Consider the following 18,766-nt stretch of genomic DNA (forward strand, 5'->3'; position numbering starts at 1 on the left):
ATGTTCATCCGGGCCTACCTCCGCGCCAGCACCAAGGAGCAGGACGCGACCCGCGCGCACGACGAGCTGCGGGCGTTCGCCGCCGCCCGGGGCTGGACGATAGCGGCGAGTTACATCGAGAACGAGAGCGGCGCGACCCTGAAACGCCCGGAGCTGTTCCGCCTCCTGTCCGATTGCCAGCCCGGCGACGTCCTGCTGGTGGAGCAGGTGGACCGCCTCAGCCGGTTGACGGCCGAGGACTGGGACAGATTAAAGGCCGAGATTCAAAGCCGCCGCGTGCGCGTGGTGGCGCTCGACCTGCCGACCTCATGGCAGTTGGCTTCCGCCGACCGCGACGACATCCACAGCCGCATGCTGGATGCCGTCAACGGCATGATGCTGGACATGCTGGCGGCTATCGCCCGCAAGGATTACGACACCCGCAGGCACCGGCAGAAGCAAGGTATTGCCGCCGCCAAGGCGACGGGGGTTTACAAGGGCCGCCCGGAGGACAGCGACCGTAACAACGCCATCATGGCGATGTTGCGTAGCGGCACGCCATGGGCGACCATCCAGAGCGCGACGGGCTGCTCCAGTTCGACGGTGAACCGGCTGGCGAAACGCCTCAAGGAGGATGCCCATGCCTGATGAGAGCGCCGACCTCATGAAATCCTTGATGCACACGCTCGGTGTCATCACCGTTTGCACGGCCGCCGAGCGGAAGCGGATAGCCGAGGCCTACGAGACGGCACAGGTCCTTGTTACCGGTATCGCGCGGGAGAACGGTTCCACCCGCCCGCGCATCGTCGCCTGCTTCGAGCGTATCGACGTGTACAAGGCGACCGATGATGTTGCCGCCGCCGGTTGGATACTGACCGCCATTCAGGAGCGTATCGCCGAACAGAAGCTGGCCGGGTGGCAGGCCCTCAAAATCGTGGCGGACAAGGCCGCCGCCCTCCTCCGCCCACCAAGGAAGCAGATGCACTAACATGACGCCCCGCGTCTACCTTACCCGCACGGACGCGAGCCGGAACATGGCCCGTTATTACCTGATGAGCGTACAGGCCACCTTGTTCGGTGAATGGTCGCTGGTGCGCGAGTGGGGCCGCATCGGCCGCGCCGGACAGGTCAGAGCCAGCACGTATGCAGGGCAGGTCGAGGCCGAACAGGCGATGGAAAAGCTCCGCGCCGCCAAGGTGCGCAGGGGCTATCATTAGCCCACGGTAGCGCCCTGCGGGGCAGGTCTATGGCATTTCGTGATGACGGCCGGAGGGAATCGCACACCTAAGCGGGGCATGGGTCGGCATCCATGCCCTGCCCGCTCCCATCCGTGTTGGGCAGGACACCGCCCTCTCCCCCGCTTTTGACGGTGGTGCGCTCCGGCGCATCAACCAACGAAAGCCAAGACCATGACCAATCCGCAAACCCTCCGTATCCGCGAGCTGAACGACCGGTTCCGCACCACAGGATTCGGCGGCAATATCCATATCACCTCCGGCATCAAAAGCCTGTCCGACATCGCAATGCTGTCCGCCATCGAGCATGTGCGGACCTTTGACGCGTTCACGCCCGACAACGACCCGCACGGCGAACACGATTTCGGGTCCTTCAGCATTGAGGGCCGCAAGGTGTTCTGGAAAATCGACTACTACGCCCTGGATATGATGCACGGCTCGGAAGACCCAGCCGACTCGGAGCAAACGCGGCGCGTGCTGACCATCATGCTGGCCGAGGAGTATTGAGGCTGGAATTACAACGCTATAGCATTGCAGCGCTATAGCGCAGCAATGCATAAATGCAACAGCGCTCTAACATTATAGCGTCGCAACGCTTCAACACAGTAGCGCTTAAGCGTTGCGGCATTATAATGCCACAATGCGAATCATAACCCTTGTCACCCAGAAAGGCGGAACGGGCAAAACCACTATTGCCACGTCGCTTGCCGTCGCCGCCCATGATGTGGGCGAGAAAGTTCTCGCCCTCGACCTCGACCCCCAAGGCTCCCTCAACGCATGGGGCAATCTGCGCGAGGCAGATTTACCCCATGTCGAGCAGGTTCCTACAAACATCGTCGGCGACCTGCCCAAGTTGTTGGAGAGGGTGAAGGCGCAGGGGTTTACCCTGACCATCCTCGACACCGCAGGTGCCGACAACCCGACCACCCACCTTGCCATGCAGGCGGCCGACCTCTGCCTTGTACCGCTCCGGCCGACGAGCATCGACGGTAATGCCGTCATGCCGACCACACAGGCCTTGCAGCGCCTTGGCAAACCGTTCGCGTTCGTCCTATCGCAATGCTCGACCATCCCGCGCAACTCGCGCGCCGCCGAAATGGCCGCAGGGCTACGCACCCTTGGCGTTTTGGCCGAACCCTTCATCTGCCAGCGCGCCGACTACCAAGACGCTTATGCAGCAGGGCAGGGGGTCACGGAACGAGACCCCAACGGCAAAGCCGCGCAGGAAATGCGCGACCTCTGGCAATGGGCAAATAAACGCATGAAAGGAAAATCCGCATGAGCAAGGCACCCCGCCCGTCCGTGCTAGGCAATCTTACCGCCGCCGTCGCTCCGGCCGATGGCGCCGAGGTGAAGGAAGCCCAGACCCCCGCCAAGAACGAGGCCGATATGTTTCGCACCAGCGTCTACATTCCGCGCGCGGTAGCCGACAAGCTGCACGAAATCGCCTTCCACGAAGGCCGCAAGAAGTTCAACGACCTCCTGATTGAAGGCATCGACGCCGTGCTGACCAAACGCGGATACTCGACTACCGCCGAAATCAGGGAAAGCAGCAAAGCGTGATAACGCTACAATGCTATAGCGCTGTAGCACTACGGCGCCTTACAGAGAAGGGGAGGGAGGCATGACCGAACAGACCAAACCCGACCGTTCGCTTATCCGCGACGCCGACCTGAAACAGGAGCTGGTGCGCCACCAGCGGCGCAACTTGGCGCCCAGAATGTACGAGCTTGAGGTGCAGCTCCTTATTGAGGAGCAGGCCAAGCGCGACGAGGCCAAGGCCGCACGTTCGGCCGAACTCGAAGCCATGCCGCGCGGAGCGCGCCGACGCGCGAAAAGCAAGGACGCCCTTGAAGTCGGCGGCCAGCGCGAAGACCTCCGGCATATTCACAGCGTTCTGGCCCTGTGCGGCCTACCCTACAGCCGTCAGCCCATCGAGGAGCGCGAATATCGCAGCAAGCAGGGCAACATGCGCCTCATCGTCAATGCGGGTGAGCTGTTGTCGCCCGAAGGCGAGTTCGTCAAACAGCCTTTGCCCTATGGCTCGCGTGCGCGCCTGCTGTTGCTCCACCTATGCAGCGAAGCTATCCGCCAGCAATCCCCGACCATCAACATTCACGACAGCCTGACCGCCTTCATCAAGAAGATGGGCTTTGACGCCAACGGCGGCCCACGCGGCAACCTGACCGCCTTCAAGCAGCAGGTGAACGCGCTCGCCGCCTGCAAAATGACCATCGGCACCTTTGACGAGAAGGGCGGCCGGGCCAAGACGGTCAACACGGCCCCCTTTGCGTCGCTGGACGTATGGTTTCCGACCAATCCAGACCAGCAAATGCTTTGGCCCAGCACAATCACGTTCAGCCGCGAGTTCTACGACACGCTTGCCAAACACGCCTTGCCGGTCAACGTCCATGCCATTCGGGCATTCTCGGATTCCCCCCGCAAAATCGACATCTACTATTGGCTTAGCCATCGCAGCTACAGCCTCACCGAACCGATTGCGATTAGCTGGGAATCCCTCAAGGAGCAGTTCGGCGAAGGGCATTTCGTGACCTCGGGGAAGACGGGGGGTTACACCCGCGACCGCGATTTCCGCGCGAAGTTCAAGGAAGAGCTGAAGCATATTTGCGAGGTGTTTCCCAAGCTCCCCGTCAGCGTGACGGAAACCGGAATCCGGCTGAAACCAGCCGATTCGGACGTGCTGTCAATACCAGCCAAACGTTCCACGAAAAAAGCGTGAAACCATAAGGATTTAGCTACGCTGAATCGGTCGCGCCCTGCATGGGTTTTCACCCTATATGATTCAATGGCTTATAGGGTGGGTCACGCTGAATCGGTCGCGGGGTCACGCTGAATCGGTCGCGCTTAGGCCTCAAATCACGCTGAATCGGTCGCGCCCTTTACGCTGAATCGGTCGCGCTTTTACGCTGAATCGGTCGCGCCTATATATAGAACTGAACATTACGGAACATTGCGGAACACTTTTTCTAAACATCAAACCGAATATTCTGAAAAAGGATTTTTCGATTTTTTGAGAAGAAAAAGAGGATTGAAAACCCATAGACGACGACTGAAAACCACTCACTACACAAGCGGCATACAGAGCGTTTTCGTTCATCTGACAGGGCAAGTCTCATGCGATAGGGCGAAAACGCCTCCACGGCGTTTTGCGGCGGCGTGATGGCATGGTAGGCGCTGGGCGAACCCAGCAGCCTAGCCCTTGACGGTCATCGGCTCCTCAGCCTGTACCGTGCCGGAAGTGAATCACGCGCGCCTCACGGAAGCAATGGCCTAGCTCTTGGAAAAATACCTTCGGGGGTTGTGGGGGCAGACAGCCCCCACTTGCAGGAAGACGCACGCAATGCTTTTACTGCGTTGCTGCTTTAAGTTGCTTTGGCTGGGGGATTTTATGGTCAAGTTGATTGTCGGCTCGTTCATGTTCATTGCGGGCCTTTTCTTGTGCTTCACGGGCGTGGGCGCCCTCGTCGGCATACCGCTTTTTATTGGTGGGCTGGCGACAGGTGCGGCCGGTATGGCGTCCTTGGGGGTCACGGCGGTTAAAACCGGCGTCGCGGCCGGTAAGGTGGTGCGCGAAATCAAGAACAACCGCGAATCCGCGAGCTACGTCGAGCCGGAGCCGCTGGCTGGCCCGAGCGTCGCCGATGAAATCACCAAGCTCGCCTCGCTGTTGAGCGCCGGACACCTGACGCAGGACGAGTTCGACCAGCGCAAGGCCCAGCTCCTTAGCCGAGCTTGAGAAGCCCGCCCGAATAGTCGAAGGCGGTCGCAGGTTCGATGCGGGCGCCATATTCCGAGAAACCGTAGGCCTTGAGGACGCGCGCAGGGGAATGCCCCTGCGTCACGGTCAGGGTCAGGTCGCGGAAGGCCTCGCCGGTCAGCTCGTGCGGGAACACCAGCGGCTTGCGCTGGCCGTCAATCAGGCCGTGGCGCTCGTCCAGTTGCTTCGAGATTTTAAGCGCCTGCTCGCCGCTCAAGCCCATGAACTGCCGCACATAGCTGTTTTCCAAGAAGCCCTCGGGGTTGTCGTAATACTTTTTGAGCTGCCCGTAGTTCTGCGCGAACATCCACAGGCGCACGCCATGGCCGCGCCCCATGTCGAGGGCCGTTTCCAGAATGTCGAGGCGGTGCAGCGCAGGCATCTCGTCAAGGAAGAACGTCACCACGGGCGTGGTGCGGTCGGCCTCGCCACGGCAGAGCGTGAAGAAGGCCTGCCCGACGAGTGCGCGGAAAAACGAGGTGTATTCCTTCAGCTCGTCGATGCTGATGCAAATGTAGAGCGTGGCCTTGTCACGCCGCAGGCTGATGGGGTCGAAGGTCGAGCGCATCGTCAAGTCCTCGATGCGCGGCGCCTGCCATGTGTCGATGTGCGTGCGCGCCGTCTCGGTGACGCTTTCGCGCACCTTGTAGGGCATCGTGCGCACCGCCTTGGCGGTGCGTTGCAGCTTCTTGACGTTCGATTGCGCGAGGTGGTTCAGCCAGAGTTCCAGCTCACTGCCCGCGATAGTGGATTCCGACCCGTCCGGCCCGAGCGGTTCGAGATACAGGCGGTCAAAGACCGACGACATATTGCGCTGGTGGGGTTCATCGAACAGGGCGGAATCGAGGAGGGCGTCCGCCAGCAGCGATAGGCCACGCTTATCCCAATAGTCCTTTTTGCCTGCTTCCTGCGGCACCATCAGCAGGTCAACCAGCTTCTTGGCATCCTCGTAGGCGTCGGACACCGACGACGAACGCACCGTGTCGAGCGGGTTGAAGTGGATGGAGTTGTCAGGGTCGGACGGCGCGAAACGGTAGACCGGCCCGACGTTGCGGGCGCGCCATACGGCGGTATCCCTGAACAGCTCGCCCTTGATGTCGATGACGACGGCGCCGCCGTCCATCGTCAGCAGGTTGCGCATGACGGACTGGCTTTTGCCCTGACCCGGAGGGCCAATGGTGATGAGGCTTTCGTTGCGGTCATACAGCAATTCGGCGTCTGACCCTTCGATGCGGCCGAGCCGCAGCACCGAGGGGCGCGGCGGCTGCGCATAGCACAGCGCCGTGTTTGCCACCTCCGGCGCCATCCATTGCGCGCCCCTGTGCAGCAGGCGCGACAACACGGTGCGCTCGCGCTCGGTCAGGCGGCTGGGCGAGGCGAGGGCATCCCGCAGCGCCTGTTGCAGGCGCTCGGTCGCGGCCCCGCTCGGGCCAAGGTGGCCCTCTATCAGCGTCGTCAACGTGCGGCGCAGTTCGGTGAGGAGGTCGGCCGATTTGAGCAGGCTCCCCGTGACCAGCAGCCCCTTGCCCTCGTTCCACACAATCGGGGCGAGGATTGCCAGCCGCTCGCGGCGGTCAATCTGCCCCACCTTCGCCAGCAGGTCGGTCAGGCGCAGCGTGGCCCGCTCGGCCTCCGTCATGTCGCGCAGGGTGCGCTGGAACGCGGCGCCCTTGAGCGCCATTTCCGCCGTCGCGTGCAGATAGTCACGCTCGACGGCACCCGCCGCCTTGAGAATATAATCCTCGTCGTTTGCGCGCCGGTCGAGATGCGCGTGCTTGTCGGCGATGGAACGGGCCAGCCGGTGGAAGCTGACCCCCTTCAGGAGGTCGGGCGTCAGCTCGGCCACGGTCATGGTGATGGCGTTCAGCTCGTTGGCGTGGAAGGCTTCGATTTCGGCGAGCGGGTCGGCGCCGGAGGGGAGGGGCGTGGTAGACCTTGCGGCGGGGAGTGGCGGGGCGGATCTCGCACGGGAGCGTGCGGCGCCCCCGCCAACACCCCCGCTTTGAGTGACCATAAACGCCACGAAAAAGAGGGCGCCCAGCACCCCTACAAACGTCAGAAGTTCCATATCAGCCCCTATGCCCGCCGCCACGTTAGCCGCAGGGGCGAGTGGGTGCAATCCGGCAATCAGCGGTGGCGCGATGCAGGTCAGCAGGCCGGTGCGGTGTTGACCGCACCTAGGGTTTGCAGAGCAAACCACCGCCTGCCCCTGTCAGAAAAACTTGCTAACAATTATCAACCTGTGGCATAAGGGGGAAAGGAGTAATGACCATGGCCAGTAGTGCAAATCTCGGTGACAAGCTGGAAACCTACGTTTCCGACCTCGTGAAAACGGGGCGTTACAACTCGCGCAGCGAAGTGCTGCGGGAGGGCGTGCGCCTTGTCGAGGAACGTGAAAAGCGCCTCGCCAACCTCGATGTCGCGATTGCACGCGGCCTTGCCGATGTGGCCGCTGGACGCACCCGCCCGATTGAGGAAGTTGCAGCGGAATTGAGCGCCAAATACCGCAAAATGGCAGAAGAACGCGGCCTGTGAATGTGCATATCACGGAGGAGGCGAGAGCCGACCTTGAGCGTATCGGTGACTATATCGCCATAGATAACCCCGTGCGGGCTGACACGTTCGTCTGGGAACTGACGGAACGATGCCTTGCATTGGCCCACATGCCCCGTGCCTTCCCGCTAGTGCCACGCTACGAACATACCGGCGTGCGCCGCCGCCCTTATGGCGATTACCTGATTTTCTACCACATCGGCCCCGATACCGTAGACATCCTGCACGTCCTCAACGGCGCCCAGAACTACGAAGCCATCCTGTTCCCCGACGAGTGAGGAGCCGACACGGGCGCGGGGCGGCCGTGGCCTCCCGTCGCCGTTCGCGTCACGCGGCCTAGAGTGGTCGGGGGTGTGGAACGGCGGTGTGCCGCCGTCAACGGGCTTTGCGCTCCATTCGCTGCGCTCCCGTAAAACCCATTGACTGCGACCGGCGCGACACGCGCCTCACACCGACCGTTCCCCTGATGACCCGACCGGCCGCGATGGACGCGGACGGATAACCAACGGGAGAACATCACATGACCACCACCAACCGCCCCACCTACGGCGTCTATCAAGTCGAGGAAGGCAAAGGCGACCGCAAGGGGTTCTGGACGAAGGTAGGCGCGGCATGGCCCCACGAAAAGGGCGACGGGTTCAGCATCAAGCTCACCTGCCTGCCTCTCGACGGGCGCCTCGTCGTGCGCAAGCTGGACGCCAGCGACAAGACCCAGCCGGAGGACGAGGGGCGCTAGCCCCTCCCTCAATCCACGTCCGAAACCATCGGTCATGCCGGTGGTTTTTTCGTGCGCTGCGGGGTGGCGGGCACCACGCGACCGCGACCGGCCCATGCGCTGCATCGGTCACGGTCAGTCGGCCGCTTGCGGTTCCTAACGGGTTGTGTAGCATGGGAGAGGCAGCATAGAGCGCACTTATGGGTTTCGTTCCGAAACCCGCGCTCCGTCCAACCGTCCGAGGCGCATGAAATGGCGATTTACAGCCTGCATCATCAGCCGATAGGGAAAAGCACGCAGGCGCGCCCGCACACCTCGGCCGCCCATGTGCGCTACATCACGCGGCCCTCGGCCGCGAGCCGCATCGAGGGCGGACGGATGCCCACGAAGCCCCGCGAGGCGGCGGCGTTCATGGCGGACGCCGAGAACGGCGACCGCAAGAACGCACGGGTGTCTGACAAGCTGATGCTGGCGCTGCCCCGTGAGCTGGACGCCCAGCAGCGGGCCGAGCTGGTGCGCGGCTATGCCGAGGACGTGACGCAGGGGCGGGCGCCATGGCTGGCGGCGTTCCACGACCAAGGCAAGGATGCCCACAACCCCCACGCCCATCTCATCATCCGCGACCGCGACCCTGCCACCGGCAAGCGGGTGGCAGGCCTAAGCGAGCTGGGCAGCACCGAGCGCCTGCGCACGCTTTGGGAGAACCACGCCAACCGTGCCCTAGAGCGGGCAGGGCGGCCCGAACGCATCGACCGGCGCACGCTGGAAGCACAGGGCGTCGAGCGCGCGCCGACCGTCCACGAAGGGCCGAAGGCGCAGCAGATGGAGCGGCGGGGCGCACGGCCGGAAAGCCGCCTGCGTCATTACCGCAATCGACCAGGCTCTCGGCTCCCGCGTCGCCAAGTCGATTACCGCGACATCGACCGCGGCCGCTCGCGGCCTGCCTATAACCGTGATGTCAGGGAAACGCCCGCCGATTACTGGCGGGCGGTGGATGCTGATAATCAGGCGCGTGAGCTGGAACAGCTCCGCGCCATCCATCACCGGCCGGATTCAGTGATACCCCTTGCGGCTCGGCGGCCGGTGACGCATGGCGTCGTCAATCAGCATCCCATCGATACGGGCATTGTCGGCCGCAACCTCGCGGGCCTGCGCGGCACGGAAGGCCCGCGAAGCGGCCTCCTCCCGCTTATCCCACCAGCCCGTGACGGCCAGAAAGCCGCGCCGCAGGGGATTGCGGGGCGAGCGGGCCATGACAAAATCCTCGAACCATCCCAACGGGCGGCCGAACAGCCAGCAAAACCCGTCGAGCAGAATATCAATCACCAGCTCATTATTGGGAATAAAAACCTAGGTCGCAAGGGGAATGTGATGAATACGGACGATGAGGAACGTCGTCGGCGCAGGGCCGACTTGGCCGATGCCCGCACGCGGGAGGAGAAGAGCCGCGCGGCGCGCGACAATGCCCTCGACAAGGGTTATATGCGGCCTGACCTTGCAGGGCCGAGCATCGACCGGTTTTACAAGAACAAGGGCGCCGACGCGCTCAAGGAGCGGTTCGGCGAGTTCGCGGGGCCGAGCGAGTTCGGCGTGAAAAAGGGCAATCCCCTGACCAAGGAGGGCCGCGCTAAGCGCGCCGACGCCAACGAGGCCCGCCGCGACCTGCCGCAGCTCTGGGATAACCACGCCAAAGACCGCAAGAACCGCGAGGCGTCCGAGCGGGCCTTTGGCGACAAATACGGCCCGCCGGAAGGGCAGGGCACCCCATCGGGCGGCCAAGGCAAGCCGCAGCCCAAGGGCACGGAATGGCGGAAGCCGCAGAACACCATGCCGACGCAGCAGCCCATGGGGCAGGCGGCGCAGCCGACGTCCTTCATGGACAAGCTGCGCAGCTTCCGCAAGGAGCGGCCGGAGGGCAAGCAGGCCGACGGTCGGCCGCCGCAGGGGCGGCCCGACCCCGCGCGCAAACCGCGTGGCGGCCGCGCCGACGACGATTAAGACCAGCGGACGACAAGAGCCTGCGACGTGCGCCCGTCAGGGTGCTGGCGCACCTCCCATTCGGTGCTGAATCCTTCGGCCAGCAAGGCCGCGACCGTGGCCTTGGCGGTGGTCGTTTTCGATACGTCCACCCCCCGCTCCGGCGCCACCGTGAGGCGGGTGTACCCTTCCCCCGCCGCGTCCGAAATCCGCACCTTTACGGCATCGAGGGCGAGCAGTTTCTCCGCTTCGCGTTCGAGCGCCTGCCGCGTCATTTCCTTGACCCGCTCTAGGGTCGATTGGTTGGTGATGGGCTTTGTCATGCGGCCGCATCCTGCTTGGCGGCCATCGCATAGCGGCGGCCGAGGTAGGTATCGGTCACATCGAGGCGACCGTGCCCCAGCTCGTGCGAAATCTCCATGCGGGCCGCGCGGTCGCGCGCCGCCTGCACGGGCGTCATGCGGTCAACGGTCGGGCCACCGGCCGCAGGGCACGACCAGCCCGTGAGCTGCTTGTAGCGCCATTGGGCATAGGCGTGGCGGTAGCCGTGGGCGTTGCTGATACCCGCCTTCAGGAGCTGGTTTTCATAGGCCTTCACGGCCTGAAAATAGTTGCGCCCCTGCCCTATCAGCGAGCCGTCGCCGACCAGCTCGCGCACCTCGTCGAGGAGCGCGCGTTGCTTGTCGTGCGTAATCGGGACTTCCCGATACCGCCCGCCCTTGCACCAGCTCGCCTTCAGGGCGATGCGGTCGCCCTTGTCGGCCAGCACCGGCCGGAGCTTCAAAGCCTCCTCACGACGCAGGCCGAAGGCGGCTTCCAGCTTCAGGGCGAGCCGCACCCGCTCGTCACCGATGCGGGCGAGGGCGTCGGATTCAAGGCGTTTGGCCTTGTTGCCGGAGAACCGGCCGCGCTCCGCGAGGCCGTAGGTGTCATTCGCCTTCGGCAGGAGGCCGGTCTTGCCGACCTGATGCGCCCACCAGCGCAGCCATGTGAGGCGGTTCCTAATCGTCTGGTCGGACAGGCCGCCCGCCTTCCAACGGCCGACAAGCGCGGTCACATGCTTGCCCTTCAGGCTGCGCGCGTCGGGCAGGCGATACCCGAGCGCCTTCAAATCGTCAGCCATGGCCAACAAGCCCCGCTGCCGCAGCGCACGGGTGCCAAAACTCCCCTCACCCGAGCGGGTGCAGAGGGTTTTCAGGCTAAAGCTCAATTCGTCCATGGTTCATGTCTTTCGGTAAGTTTTAATGACCAGCCATGGGGCCGCGTGCGGCGTCCAAGGCCCTTGCCAACGGCAAGGAAAAGGCCGGATACTCCCTGTTGTTATCTCCGTTTCTACGGTCGTTCAGTCTCCCTGCGGTGTCGCCCTGTCACGGGCCGTTGCGTCATGCGGTCGTGCATCGTGCGTCCTCTCTGTGGGTTGCCTAGCTTGGCTCCCCCGTGTCGTGCCCGTAGGGCCGTACAAGCGGGCGGGGGTTTTGTGGTGCGCCCTCCGGCGCGTCGGTTTCAGCAGTCATCAGGTTGTCCTTTCGGTTGAAATGGGCGCTCCTAGCCCGTGGGTTTGTTGCATAGATGTCTCGTCGCTAGTACCAGCGAGGCCCGAGTGAACCTCGCCACACCCTTATGCAGCCATCCCTCACCCGTTACCTGACATGCGCCACCGGCCTGCCCCATGCGGCGCAAGCGATAGCGGCGCGCCCTGTCACTACCTGCGCGCGGTAGTGACAGGGCTGGACGGTGCCCTGCCCTTGTGTCGGCCGTGACACAGGCGTGACCCAGCCGAATGGGAGGAACGCCCTCCCAAACCCTCCCTGTGGGCCGTGGGCGGCCCAGCGGGGAACTTGCAACCCCCGCGCCCCCGCCTGTGCGGCTCTAATGGCCGCAGCGGGCTACCGCCCGCCGTTGCCGGTTTCGGGCTGGGTCGGCTCGCTCCGAGTGATGGGCGCTCCTCTCCCCTCCCCAGCCACTCCAACGGCAATGCTCATTTCATGAGCAGGGCCGTGGACGAAGCCGTGGGCTTGCCCCCTAAATCCGGCATGTTCCGCTTATCTCCCGAACTCAAAGCCAAGGGTGACAAGGCCGAGGCCGATTTCCGCGCATGGCTCAACCGCTCCGGCGTCGCCTTCATGTATGTCGAGCAATCCCCGCTCACCGTGCCCGAGGGCATGCGCGGCCGCATCAAGCGGCCGGATTACCTTGTGGGCATTCCCCGTACCGGCACGCTCGCGTTCGACGTGAAGGCCAAGACGCTCTACGATGGCCGCCTGATTTTCGACGTGGCCGAGCTGGAGAAACAGCAGCGCTTCGCGCGCATGTTCAATTTGACCACGCTGCTGGCCTGCCTCGACCTTGAACAGGACGGGCACCTATGGTGGGTCGAGCTGACCGAGCTGCTGGCACGCAAGCCGGAATGGCGGGGCAAGCGTCAGGTCATCATCATGGAGGTGAGCAAGGCCTATACCGTCAACACCAGCGAGCTTTCATTCCTTGGCGCCGTGCTGCAATACAGCTTCCGCGCGCTCGACGCCTGACACAATTCCTTGTGCGCCGGCGTGCTGCAGGGAGCCGGCACGGCTACCAGATATAGAGCTAAGGGGCGTTGCTCCTCGCGCGGGCAAGGGGGCGGTTCCCGAGGCTCCGCGCTGCGCTTGTGCGTCCGCCGCCTGAAACCCTTGCCCTTGCTACCCTCGACCTCGCCGGTCAGGCAGGGTTGCAGGAGACCTGCAACCTGCACCTACAAAAAAGTCCTTCTAACAAAGTTTGTTAAAGTTTGTTAGGCGTGCTATAAGTCTGCACAATGAAAGCTACGAACATGCGCACCCTCACCGTATCCCTGACGCCGCACCAAGCGGCGATGATGCAGAGCGCCGTCGAAACCGGCGGCTATGCGTCCAACAGCGAAATCGTCCGCGACGCGTTGCGCCTGTGGGAGCGGCGCGAGGAATTGCGGCAAATGGAAATCGCTCGTCTGAAAAAAGCTTACGATGAGGGCAAAGCCAGCGGTGAAGGTCGGGAAATCAACATCGACACCTTTCTTGCGGAGTTGAAGGCAGAAGCCAAGAACCGTGGCTAAGTGCGTTTTCAGCCCCCGCGCCGAGGACGACCTCCGCGACATCTGGCGGGACATTGCCCCTGACAACCAGCGCGCTGCGGATGCACTTTTACGCCGGATTGCCGAAAAGGCCGAATTGGCGGCCGCGCATCCCCACATGGGGCCATCCCGCCCCGAAATCAGCCCTACCGCGCGTATCCTCATCGAGGGCCGTTACATCGTCATCTATGACCCGATGCCCTACGGGATTTTCGTGGTGGCGGTGGTTTACGGCCCCCGCGACATCGAGAACTGGCTCGACTGACAGGCGCCCCGCGCCAGCGGCCCGCCCGACGTCTGATCCCCTTGCCGCTCCCAACCTCGCCGACCAAGGCAGGATTGCAGAAGGCCTGCCACAACGAAGATACTTCATTATTTATTAAGGCACGACTTATAATTTTTACGGTGCGCTTTGCGATTACGCATTATCGACATGACGTCGATGATAGGAGAATTTCTATCGCGCCCAATGTTTATTTTTCTTTCTCCGCACTACTTCCAGCTTGTGTATCCAGCTGATTCTATGATGAATCCAGGGGCAGAAATGTTGTTTTTTCCCAAACTGAGAAATGCCAATGGCATCCTGGACGCGCTGTCCAAGTCGCAAGCCATTGTCGAATTTGACCTCAGTGGAATTGTATTAACGGCGAACGAGAACTTCTGTCATACGCTCGGGTATGAGTTGGGCGAGATACTCGGCAAGCATCACCGGATATTCTGTGACACGGCATATGCCGCCAGTGACGAGTATCGTCAGTTCTGGGCGCGACTTGGCCGTGGCGAGCATGATTCCAACAGTTACAGGCGGCGCCGTAAGGACGGCAGCGATGTCTGGCTCCGGGCTACGTACAACCCTATCTTGCGTGGCGGAAAGCCTTACAAGGTCGCCAAATTTGCAACCGACATAAGTGAGGCGCGCCACCAATCCGCCGAGGATGCGAGCAAGCTGGAAGCCCTCGCGCGCTCTCAGGCCCTCATCGAGTTTACACCTTCAGGTGATATTCTATATGCCAACGAGAATTTCTGTACCGCGTTAGGCTATGATCTCTCCGAAATCGTCGGAAAGCATCACCGAATGTTCTGCGCCTCTGCCTATGTGCAGTCGCCAGCCTATACGGATTTTTGGAAGAGCCTGGCGGAAGGCCGGTTCATCGCTAACGAATTTGTCCGCTACGGGAAAGGTGGAGGGGAAGTCTGGCTTCAAGCCGCCTACAACCCCGTCCACGACGTGAACGGGCGGGTTTACAAGGTGGTCAAGATAGCAACCGACGTAACCCAACGCATGGCGGCTATTGGGGAGCTGGGGAGCGCTCTCAAGGCGTTGTCGCAAGGCGACCTGACGCAGCGTCTTTCCCATCCGTTCGTCCCCTCGATGGAGCTTCTGCGCACAGATTTCAACGACGCCATCGCCGGGCTGCATGAAACCATTCGCGCGGTAGAGGCGAATGCCGATGCGATTGCTTCCGGGGCACAGGAGATACGGTCGGCTGCCGACGACCTTGCAAAACGCACGGAGCAACAGGCCGCCTCCGTTGAGGAGACGGCGGCGGCTCTCGAAGAAATTACCACGACGGTGGGCGATTCCAGCCGCCGTGCCGACGAGGCGGGCACCTTGGTTGGCAAGATGCGCATCGGAGCCGAAAGTTCCGGTGACGTCGTCAGGAAGGCAATCTCCGCCATGGAGCAGATTGCACACTCCTCGCATGAGATCTCCAGTATCATCGGGATTATCGACGATATCGCGTTTCAGACCAACCTTCTGGCGCTGAATGCAGGCGTCGAGGCTGCGCGCGCGGGCGAGGCTGGGAAAGGCTTTGCTGTCGTTGCCCAGGAAGTGCGTGAACTTGCCCAGCGCTCCGCGCGCGCGGCCAAGGACATCAAGGGGTTGATTGTCACATCCGGGGAGCAGGTCCGTAGTGGCGTGACACTTGTCGGCGAAACCGGGTTGGCATTGCAGGCCATCCTGGCGCAGGTTCAGGAAACGCATGCCAACGTCACCGCCATCGTAGAAGCGGCCCGTGAACAATCCATAGGACTGCGAGAAATCAACCAGGCCGTGAATGCGATGGATCAGACCACCCAGCAAAATGCCGCAATGGTGGAGGAGAGCACGGCTGCAAGCCATGCCATGGCTCATGAGGCCGACGCATTGCATGAGCTTATCCGCCGTTTCCGCCTCGTGGGAAGCGCCGCACGAACCCGCGACCGGCCAGCTCCGCCGCCATCCGCTTCACCGCTTCAGGCAGTAGCCCGTTCAATGCGTACACCTCGCGGCACCAGTGCAGCGGTCGCTGAAGCATGGGAAGAATTTTAATATTGTGCATGGATAAATATGACAAATCAACCTCAGCCTGACTACGAATCCTTCCCCTCGGAGGGAGCCGCAGCAGATGAAATGACGAGGGCCTTGGCGGGCGCGGCTGCCAAGTTACGGCATTCCTCATGGTTCGGCGTCGAAACACAACACGAGCAGGATTTTATCCAGTACGCGCTCGATAATGCTGCTATCGTTGCCATTACCGATGTTCGCGGCACGATAACGTACGTTAACCGCAAGTTTTGTGAGATTAGCGGCTACACAAAGGACGAATTGCTTGGCGAGAACCATCGCAAGCTTAAATCCGGCCATCACGATATCGAGTTCTTCCGCTCCATGTACCGTGACATCGCCCGTGGGCGTATCTGGCATGGAGAAATCTGCAACAAGCGGAAGGATGGTTCCCTCTATTGGGTTGACACGACGGTCGTACCGCATTTGTCAGAAACGGGGAAAGCGGACAGCTACACCTCTATCCGGTTTGACATTACCGCACGAAAACAGCTTGAAGTTGATTTAAGGGCGAGCCAGGAGCACCAGAAGCGCATTGCCAGCCTCGATCCGTTAACCGGGCTGCCAAACCGCCGTAAATTTCAGGAATGCCTTGAGGCGGCGGTCCACGACTTTAAAGACCATGGCCGCACCTTCCATCTGGCCCTTCTGGATGTTGACACCTTCAAGGAAGTGAACGACTCCTTCGGGCACTCCGTGGGGGACCAGCTCTTGCAGACTGTGGCGAGCCGCCTGGACACACTCTGCCAGGGGCGAGGCTCCATGGCCAGGCTAGGTGGTGACGAGTTCGGTATCATCCTGTTTGAGGAAACGCCGCTTTCCGCCGAGGTCTTCTTTGAGGAGGCTCTCGCTGTCATCCGGCAACCTATCCAGATAGGCGCGACTACCCGCCGCTTCTCGTTGAGTCTAGGTGTCGCCGCGTTTCCGGATGACGGGCGCGATGCAGAGAACCTGTTTCAGGCCGCCGATCTGGCCCTCTACCATGCAAAGTCTCTGGGGCGTGACCGCTTCGAGCATTTCCTGCCTAAACTGAGGGAGGTTGCGGAACACCGCTCCCAGCTCTTGCTGGAAATTGAGAATGGCCTGCGGCTCAATGCTTTCGAGCTATACTATCAGCCGATCGTGCCCGTTATCGGCAATGGGCGGGTGGCTTTGGAAGCCCTTATGCGTTGGCGGCATCCTCAATACGGTTTGCTGACGCCTGGCACCTTTCAGGAAGGTTTCACCGATCCCGCTGTCCGGGCAGCGCTCGGCATGTTCGTGCTGGAGCAATCCTTCAAGGACATTGCAGGGATGCTGGATGCGCGGATCCCTCTAGATCGCGTTGCCATTAATCTGACGAATTCTGATTTCCGGTCGGATGAATTCGTGGAACGCTTCTTCGCCCTCTCCATGGAGACCGGCATCTCTCCAGAAATGTTCTGCATGGAAGTGACGGAAAGCATGTTTCTTGGCTCCCATCAGGAGCGCGTCAAGCAAGGATTGGGCCGCCTGCATGCTGCCGGTGTGGAAATCGCCTTCGATGATTTTGGAACCGGTTACGCCTCCCTGACCCATCTACGCCAACTGCCAATCAACAGTCTCAAGATCGACCGGAGCTTCGTTGCCAATATGGTCGCCAGCCAGGAAGATTGCGCCATTATCCAGGGTGTCATTGCGATCGCCCATAGCCTTGGCAAGACGGTGACGGCCGAAGGGGTCGAGACGATGGAGCAAGCTGAACTGCTGACGGATATGGGGTGCGACCGCCTGCAAGGCTGGTATTTTAGTCAGGCCTGCCCACCGGAGCATCTGCCGAAGCTTCTGGCTTCTCTTTCCATCCCTCTATCTCAGCGCGTCAAATAGCGCCCGTGGTTTGAGCGATCTCGATAATGCTGCCATTGATGGCGGTCATGGCGCCCTCGACCTCCACCATGCTCCGGGATATCTGGGTTGATACGCTGGATTGCTCCTCGGTCGCGGTGGCAACGCTGGTGATGTTATCCGAAACATAGGTCACGGAGTTCGAAATCTCGTCAAGGGCCTGGGTGACTTTAGCAGATATAGCCTGCATGTGCTGGATTTCACCGCTGATATCCATGGTGGCGGTAGCCGTCTGCTGGGCCAACTTCTTGACTTCATCCGATACAACCGCAAAGCCGCGCCCTGCCTCGCCCGCGCGGGCGGCCTCGATAGCGGCATTGAGGGCAAGAAGGGAAATCTGCGAGGCTATCCCCTGAATCAAGTCTACCACCTTGTTCATGCTTTCCGACGCCGCCGTCAGTTCGGCGACCGACAGGCTCGCATGCCGGGCCTGCTCGACCACCTTCTCCACGGCCTCGCGTGATATCGCCATATTCTTAGCTATGTCTTGAACCGACGAGGTTAGGTCATGCGCAGCCCGGCTGACGCTCTCCATAATGCTTTGCGTTTCCGAGACCGACGCGCTCACGGTGCCAATATTTCCGGCAACGACATCCTTGGTATGCTGGCTTTCCATACGGATTTTCACTTGCTCGGTGATGTCGTAGGCGAATTTCACAACCTTTGTCGGCTTGCCGGAGAGGTCGAGGATTGGATTGTAGGATGCTTGAATCCAAATTTCGCGTCCATCCTTGGCAAAGCGCCTGAACTCGCCCGCGACGAACTCACCCCGCCGGAGCATGTTCCAAAAATCCTTGTATTCCTGGGATTGCGCGAATTCCTTCGCAACAAATGTGCTGTGGTGAGTGCCCTTAATCTCTTGGAGGCTGTATCCAAGGAGATTCAAGAAATTATCATTCGCAGTCACAGCAACGCCATTGACGGTAAACTCAATTGTCCCCATACTTTTGCTTATAGCTGACGTGATCGCCGCGTATCCTTTCGCCTTTACATATATATAATATATGTAGTACGCCATAGCGATAATCAGTATTGTGCACAGTATACTGTAATAATTCACGTCTCATCATTTCTTATTTCTTCCTTATTTGTAACTTATATTACAAAGAACACAATTGAAATTGTAATCTTCATTTGGGTATACTCCAATCGCAGTAGCTAAATCGCACTTCGCTAAATACTGTTTGACCACTTAAATCGCAGCGGTCATTATCGCAGTACCCAAAACGAAGTGAAAGCTCCCTCCCCC

21 protein-coding genes are annotated in these 18,766 nt (G+C 61.2%); 17 read left to right on the plus strand and 4 right to left on the minus strand.

The window, feature by feature from the left end; all coding sequences use genetic code 11:
* The 8 genes from JZY08_RS27295 to JZY08_RS27330 all read left to right on the plus strand — a co-directional run bounded on the left by JZY08_RS27295 (nucleotide 1) and on the right by JZY08_RS27330 (nucleotide 4,971).
* A complete protein-coding gene (locus tag JZY08_RS27295) occupies nucleotides 1-627 on the plus strand; it encodes a recombinase family protein (protein WP_216333648.1) in 627 nt (208 codons plus the stop codon).
* The gene (locus JZY08_RS27300; RefSeq protein ID WP_216333649.1) at nucleotides 620-967 is read left to right on the plus strand and encodes a hypothetical protein; all 348 of its coding nucleotides are present in this window, start codon (nucleotides 620-622) and stop codon (nucleotides 965-967) included. Before JZY08_RS27295 ends, JZY08_RS27300 begins: the two co-directional genes overlap by 8 nt.
* Nucleotide 968: 1 nt before the next feature.
* Nucleotides 969-1,196, plus strand: coding sequence for a WGR domain-containing protein (locus JZY08_RS27305; RefSeq protein ID WP_216333650.1), 228 nt, complete (start codon nucleotides 969-971; stop codon nucleotides 1,194-1,196).
* A 192-nt stretch (nucleotides 1,197-1,388) separates the two neighbouring features.
* A complete protein-coding gene (locus tag JZY08_RS27310) occupies nucleotides 1,389-1,721 on the plus strand; it encodes a DUF3768 domain-containing protein (RefSeq protein ID WP_216333651.1) in 333 nt (110 codons plus the stop codon).
* A 133-nt stretch (nucleotides 1,722-1,854) separates the two neighbouring features.
* A complete protein-coding gene (locus tag JZY08_RS27315) occupies nucleotides 1,855-2,496 on the plus strand; it encodes an AAA family ATPase (RefSeq protein ID WP_216333652.1) in 642 nt (213 codons plus the stop codon).
* A complete protein-coding gene (locus JZY08_RS27320) occupies nucleotides 2,493-2,777 on the plus strand; it encodes a hypothetical protein (protein ID WP_024271164.1) in 285 nt (94 codons plus the stop codon). The genes JZY08_RS27315 and JZY08_RS27320 overlap by 4 nt, the downstream gene beginning before the upstream one ends.
* 61 nt (nucleotides 2,778-2,838) lie before the next feature.
* Complete coding sequence (locus JZY08_RS27325) at nucleotides 2,839-3,954, plus strand: replication protein RepA (RefSeq protein ID WP_216333654.1); 1,116 nt, start codon at nucleotides 2,839-2,841, stop codon at nucleotides 3,952-3,954.
* Nucleotides 3,955-4,623: 669 nt separating this feature from the next.
* Nucleotides 4,624-4,971: an SHOCT domain-containing protein gene (locus tag JZY08_RS27330; protein ID WP_253204201.1), complete on the plus strand. Its 348-nt coding sequence runs from the start codon at nucleotides 4,624-4,626 to the stop codon at nucleotides 4,969-4,971.
* Here the strand turns inward: JZY08_RS27330 and JZY08_RS27335 are convergent.
* Nucleotides 4,958-7,060, minus strand: coding sequence for a type IV secretory system conjugative DNA transfer family protein (locus tag JZY08_RS27335; RefSeq protein WP_216333658.1), 2,103 nt, complete (start codon nucleotides 7,058-7,060; stop codon nucleotides 4,958-4,960). The two genes, JZY08_RS27330 and JZY08_RS27335, sit on opposite strands and share 14 nt — an antisense overlap.
* Nucleotides 7,061-7,263: 203 nt before the next feature.
* Here JZY08_RS27335 and JZY08_RS27340 point away from each other — a divergent pair, with 203 nt between their 5' ends.
* From JZY08_RS27340 to JZY08_RS27355, 4 genes are all read left to right on the plus strand, one after another.
* On the plus strand, nucleotides 7,264-7,527 hold the full coding sequence (locus JZY08_RS27340) for a type II toxin-antitoxin system ParD family antitoxin (protein WP_216333660.1): 264 nt from the start codon (nucleotides 7,264-7,266) through the stop codon (nucleotides 7,525-7,527).
* Nucleotides 7,524-7,823 carry a type II toxin-antitoxin system RelE/ParE family toxin gene (locus JZY08_RS27345; protein ID WP_216333661.1) on the plus strand — a complete coding sequence of 100 codons (300 nt, stop codon included), beginning with the start codon at nucleotides 7,524-7,526 and terminating at the stop codon, nucleotides 7,821-7,823. The genes JZY08_RS27340 and JZY08_RS27345 overlap by 4 nt, the downstream gene beginning before the upstream one ends.
* Nucleotides 7,824-8,065: 242 nt before the next feature.
* Nucleotides 8,066-8,281 carry a hypothetical protein gene (locus tag JZY08_RS27350; protein ID WP_216333662.1) on the plus strand — a complete coding sequence of 72 codons (216 nt, stop codon included), beginning with the start codon at nucleotides 8,066-8,068 and terminating at the stop codon, nucleotides 8,279-8,281.
* Between the two features lie 231 nt (nucleotides 8,282-8,512).
* The gene (locus tag JZY08_RS27355) at nucleotides 8,513-10,258 is read left to right on the plus strand and encodes a MobA/MobL family protein (protein WP_253204202.1); all 1,746 of its coding nucleotides are present in this window, start codon (nucleotides 8,513-8,515) and stop codon (nucleotides 10,256-10,258) included.
* Here the strand turns inward: JZY08_RS27355 and JZY08_RS27360 are convergent.
* On the minus strand, nucleotides 10,255-10,560 hold the full coding sequence (locus tag JZY08_RS27360) for a hypothetical protein (protein WP_253204198.1): 306 nt from the start codon (nucleotides 10,558-10,560) through the stop codon (nucleotides 10,255-10,257). The two genes, JZY08_RS27355 and JZY08_RS27360, sit on opposite strands and share 4 nt — an antisense overlap.
* Complete coding sequence (locus JZY08_RS27365) at nucleotides 10,557-11,456, minus strand: phage integrase N-terminal domain-containing protein (RefSeq protein ID WP_216333643.1); 900 nt, start codon at nucleotides 11,454-11,456, stop codon at nucleotides 10,557-10,559. Before JZY08_RS27365 ends, JZY08_RS27360 begins: the two co-directional genes overlap by 4 nt.
* 778 nt (nucleotides 11,457-12,234) lie before the next feature.
* Between JZY08_RS27365 and JZY08_RS27370 the strand changes: the two genes are divergently transcribed.
* The 5 genes from JZY08_RS27370 to JZY08_RS27390 all read left to right on the plus strand — a co-directional run bounded on the left by JZY08_RS27370 (nucleotide 12,235) and on the right by JZY08_RS27390 (nucleotide 17,499).
* On the plus strand, nucleotides 12,235-12,765 hold the full coding sequence (locus tag JZY08_RS27370; RefSeq protein WP_253204199.1) for a hypothetical protein: 531 nt from the start codon (nucleotides 12,235-12,237) through the stop codon (nucleotides 12,763-12,765).
* Between the two features lie 266 nt (nucleotides 12,766-13,031).
* Entirely contained in the window at nucleotides 13,032-13,307 is a 276-nt protein-coding gene (locus JZY08_RS27375; protein ID WP_253204200.1) for a type II toxin-antitoxin system ParD family antitoxin, read from the plus strand.
* Nucleotides 13,300-13,590 carry a type II toxin-antitoxin system RelE/ParE family toxin gene (locus JZY08_RS27380; RefSeq protein WP_216333645.1) on the plus strand — a complete coding sequence of 97 codons (291 nt, stop codon included), beginning with the start codon at nucleotides 13,300-13,302 and terminating at the stop codon, nucleotides 13,588-13,590. The genes JZY08_RS27375 and JZY08_RS27380 overlap by 8 nt, the downstream gene beginning before the upstream one ends.
* A 279-nt stretch (nucleotides 13,591-13,869) precedes the next feature.
* On the plus strand, nucleotides 13,870-15,639 hold the full coding sequence (locus JZY08_RS27385; protein WP_216333667.1) for a methyl-accepting chemotaxis protein: 1,770 nt from the start codon (nucleotides 13,870-13,872) through the stop codon (nucleotides 15,637-15,639).
* An 18-nt stretch (nucleotides 15,640-15,657) separates the two neighbouring features.
* Nucleotides 15,658-17,499 (plus strand): bifunctional diguanylate cyclase/phosphodiesterase, encoded by a 1,842-nt coding sequence (locus JZY08_RS27390; protein WP_216333646.1) that lies wholly within the window; start codon nucleotides 15,658-15,660, stop codon nucleotides 17,497-17,499.
* On the opposite strand, the gene JZY08_RS27395 is transcribed toward JZY08_RS27390, so the two are convergent.
* Nucleotides 17,492-18,460, minus strand: a complete 969-nt coding sequence (locus JZY08_RS27395) for a methyl-accepting chemotaxis protein (RefSeq protein ID WP_216333647.1) — start codon at nucleotides 18,458-18,460, stop codon at nucleotides 17,492-17,494. The genes JZY08_RS27390 and JZY08_RS27395 overlap by 8 nt on opposite strands.
* Between the last annotated feature and the right edge of the window lie 306 nt (nucleotides 18,461-18,766).

The sequence above is a fragment of the Rhizobium sp. X9 genome, assembly GCF_018873185.1.
In the GTDB taxonomy this organism is placed as follows: Bacteria; Pseudomonadota; Alphaproteobacteria; order Rhizobiales; family Rhizobiaceae; genus Agrobacterium; species Agrobacterium oryzihabitans.

Excerpts from the sequence above, each read along its gene's own strand:
- JZY08_RS27320 (WP_024271164.1), top strand. The coding sequence starts at position 2,493 with ATGAGCAAGGCACCCCGCCCGTCCGTGCTAGGCAATCTTACCGCCGCC.
- JZY08_RS27395 (WP_216333647.1), bottom strand. The coding sequence starts at position 18,460 with ATGGGGACAATTGAGTTTACCGTCAATGGCGTTGCTGTGACTGCGAAT.
- JZY08_RS27315 (WP_216333652.1), top strand. The coding sequence starts at position 1,855 with ATGCGAATCATAACCCTTGTCACCCAGAAAGGCGGAACGGGCAAAACC.
- JZY08_RS27390 (WP_216333646.1), top strand. The coding sequence starts at position 15,658 with ATGACAAATCAACCTCAGCCTGACTACGAATCCTTCCCCTCGGAGGGA.
- JZY08_RS27365 (WP_216333643.1), bottom strand. The coding sequence starts at position 11,456 with ATGGACGAATTGAGCTTTAGCCTGAAAACCCTCTGCACCCGCTCGGGT.
- JZY08_RS27340 (WP_216333660.1), top strand. The coding sequence starts at position 7,264 with ATGGCCAGTAGTGCAAATCTCGGTGACAAGCTGGAAACCTACGTTTCC.
- JZY08_RS27350 (WP_216333662.1), top strand. The coding sequence starts at position 8,066 with ATGACCACCACCAACCGCCCCACCTACGGCGTCTATCAAGTCGAGGAA.
- JZY08_RS27375 (WP_253204200.1), top strand. The coding sequence starts at position 13,032 with ATGAAAGCTACGAACATGCGCACCCTCACCGTATCCCTGACGCCGCAC.
- JZY08_RS27295 (WP_216333648.1), top strand. The coding sequence starts at position 1 with ATGTTCATCCGGGCCTACCTCCGCGCCAGCACCAAGGAGCAGGACGCG.
- JZY08_RS27305 (WP_216333650.1), top strand. The coding sequence starts at position 969 with ATGACGCCCCGCGTCTACCTTACCCGCACGGACGCGAGCCGGAACATG.
- JZY08_RS27360 (WP_253204198.1), bottom strand. The coding sequence starts at position 10,560 with ATGACAAAGCCCATCACCAACCAATCGACCCTAGAGCGGGTCAAGGAA.
- JZY08_RS27310 (WP_216333651.1), top strand. The coding sequence starts at position 1,389 with ATGACCAATCCGCAAACCCTCCGTATCCGCGAGCTGAACGACCGGTTC.
- JZY08_RS27325 (WP_216333654.1), top strand. The coding sequence starts at position 2,839 with ATGACCGAACAGACCAAACCCGACCGTTCGCTTATCCGCGACGCCGAC.
- JZY08_RS27335 (WP_216333658.1), bottom strand. The coding sequence starts at position 7,060 with ATGGAACTTCTGACGTTTGTAGGGGTGCTGGGCGCCCTCTTTTTCGTG.
- JZY08_RS27330 (WP_253204201.1), top strand. The coding sequence starts at position 4,624 with ATGGTCAAGTTGATTGTCGGCTCGTTCATGTTCATTGCGGGCCTTTTC.
- JZY08_RS27385 (WP_216333667.1), top strand. The coding sequence starts at position 13,870 with ATGTTGTTTTTTCCCAAACTGAGAAATGCCAATGGCATCCTGGACGCG.
- JZY08_RS27355 (WP_253204202.1), top strand. The coding sequence starts at position 8,513 with ATGGCGATTTACAGCCTGCATCATCAGCCGATAGGGAAAAGCACGCAG.
- JZY08_RS27300 (WP_216333649.1), top strand. The coding sequence starts at position 620 with ATGCCTGATGAGAGCGCCGACCTCATGAAATCCTTGATGCACACGCTC.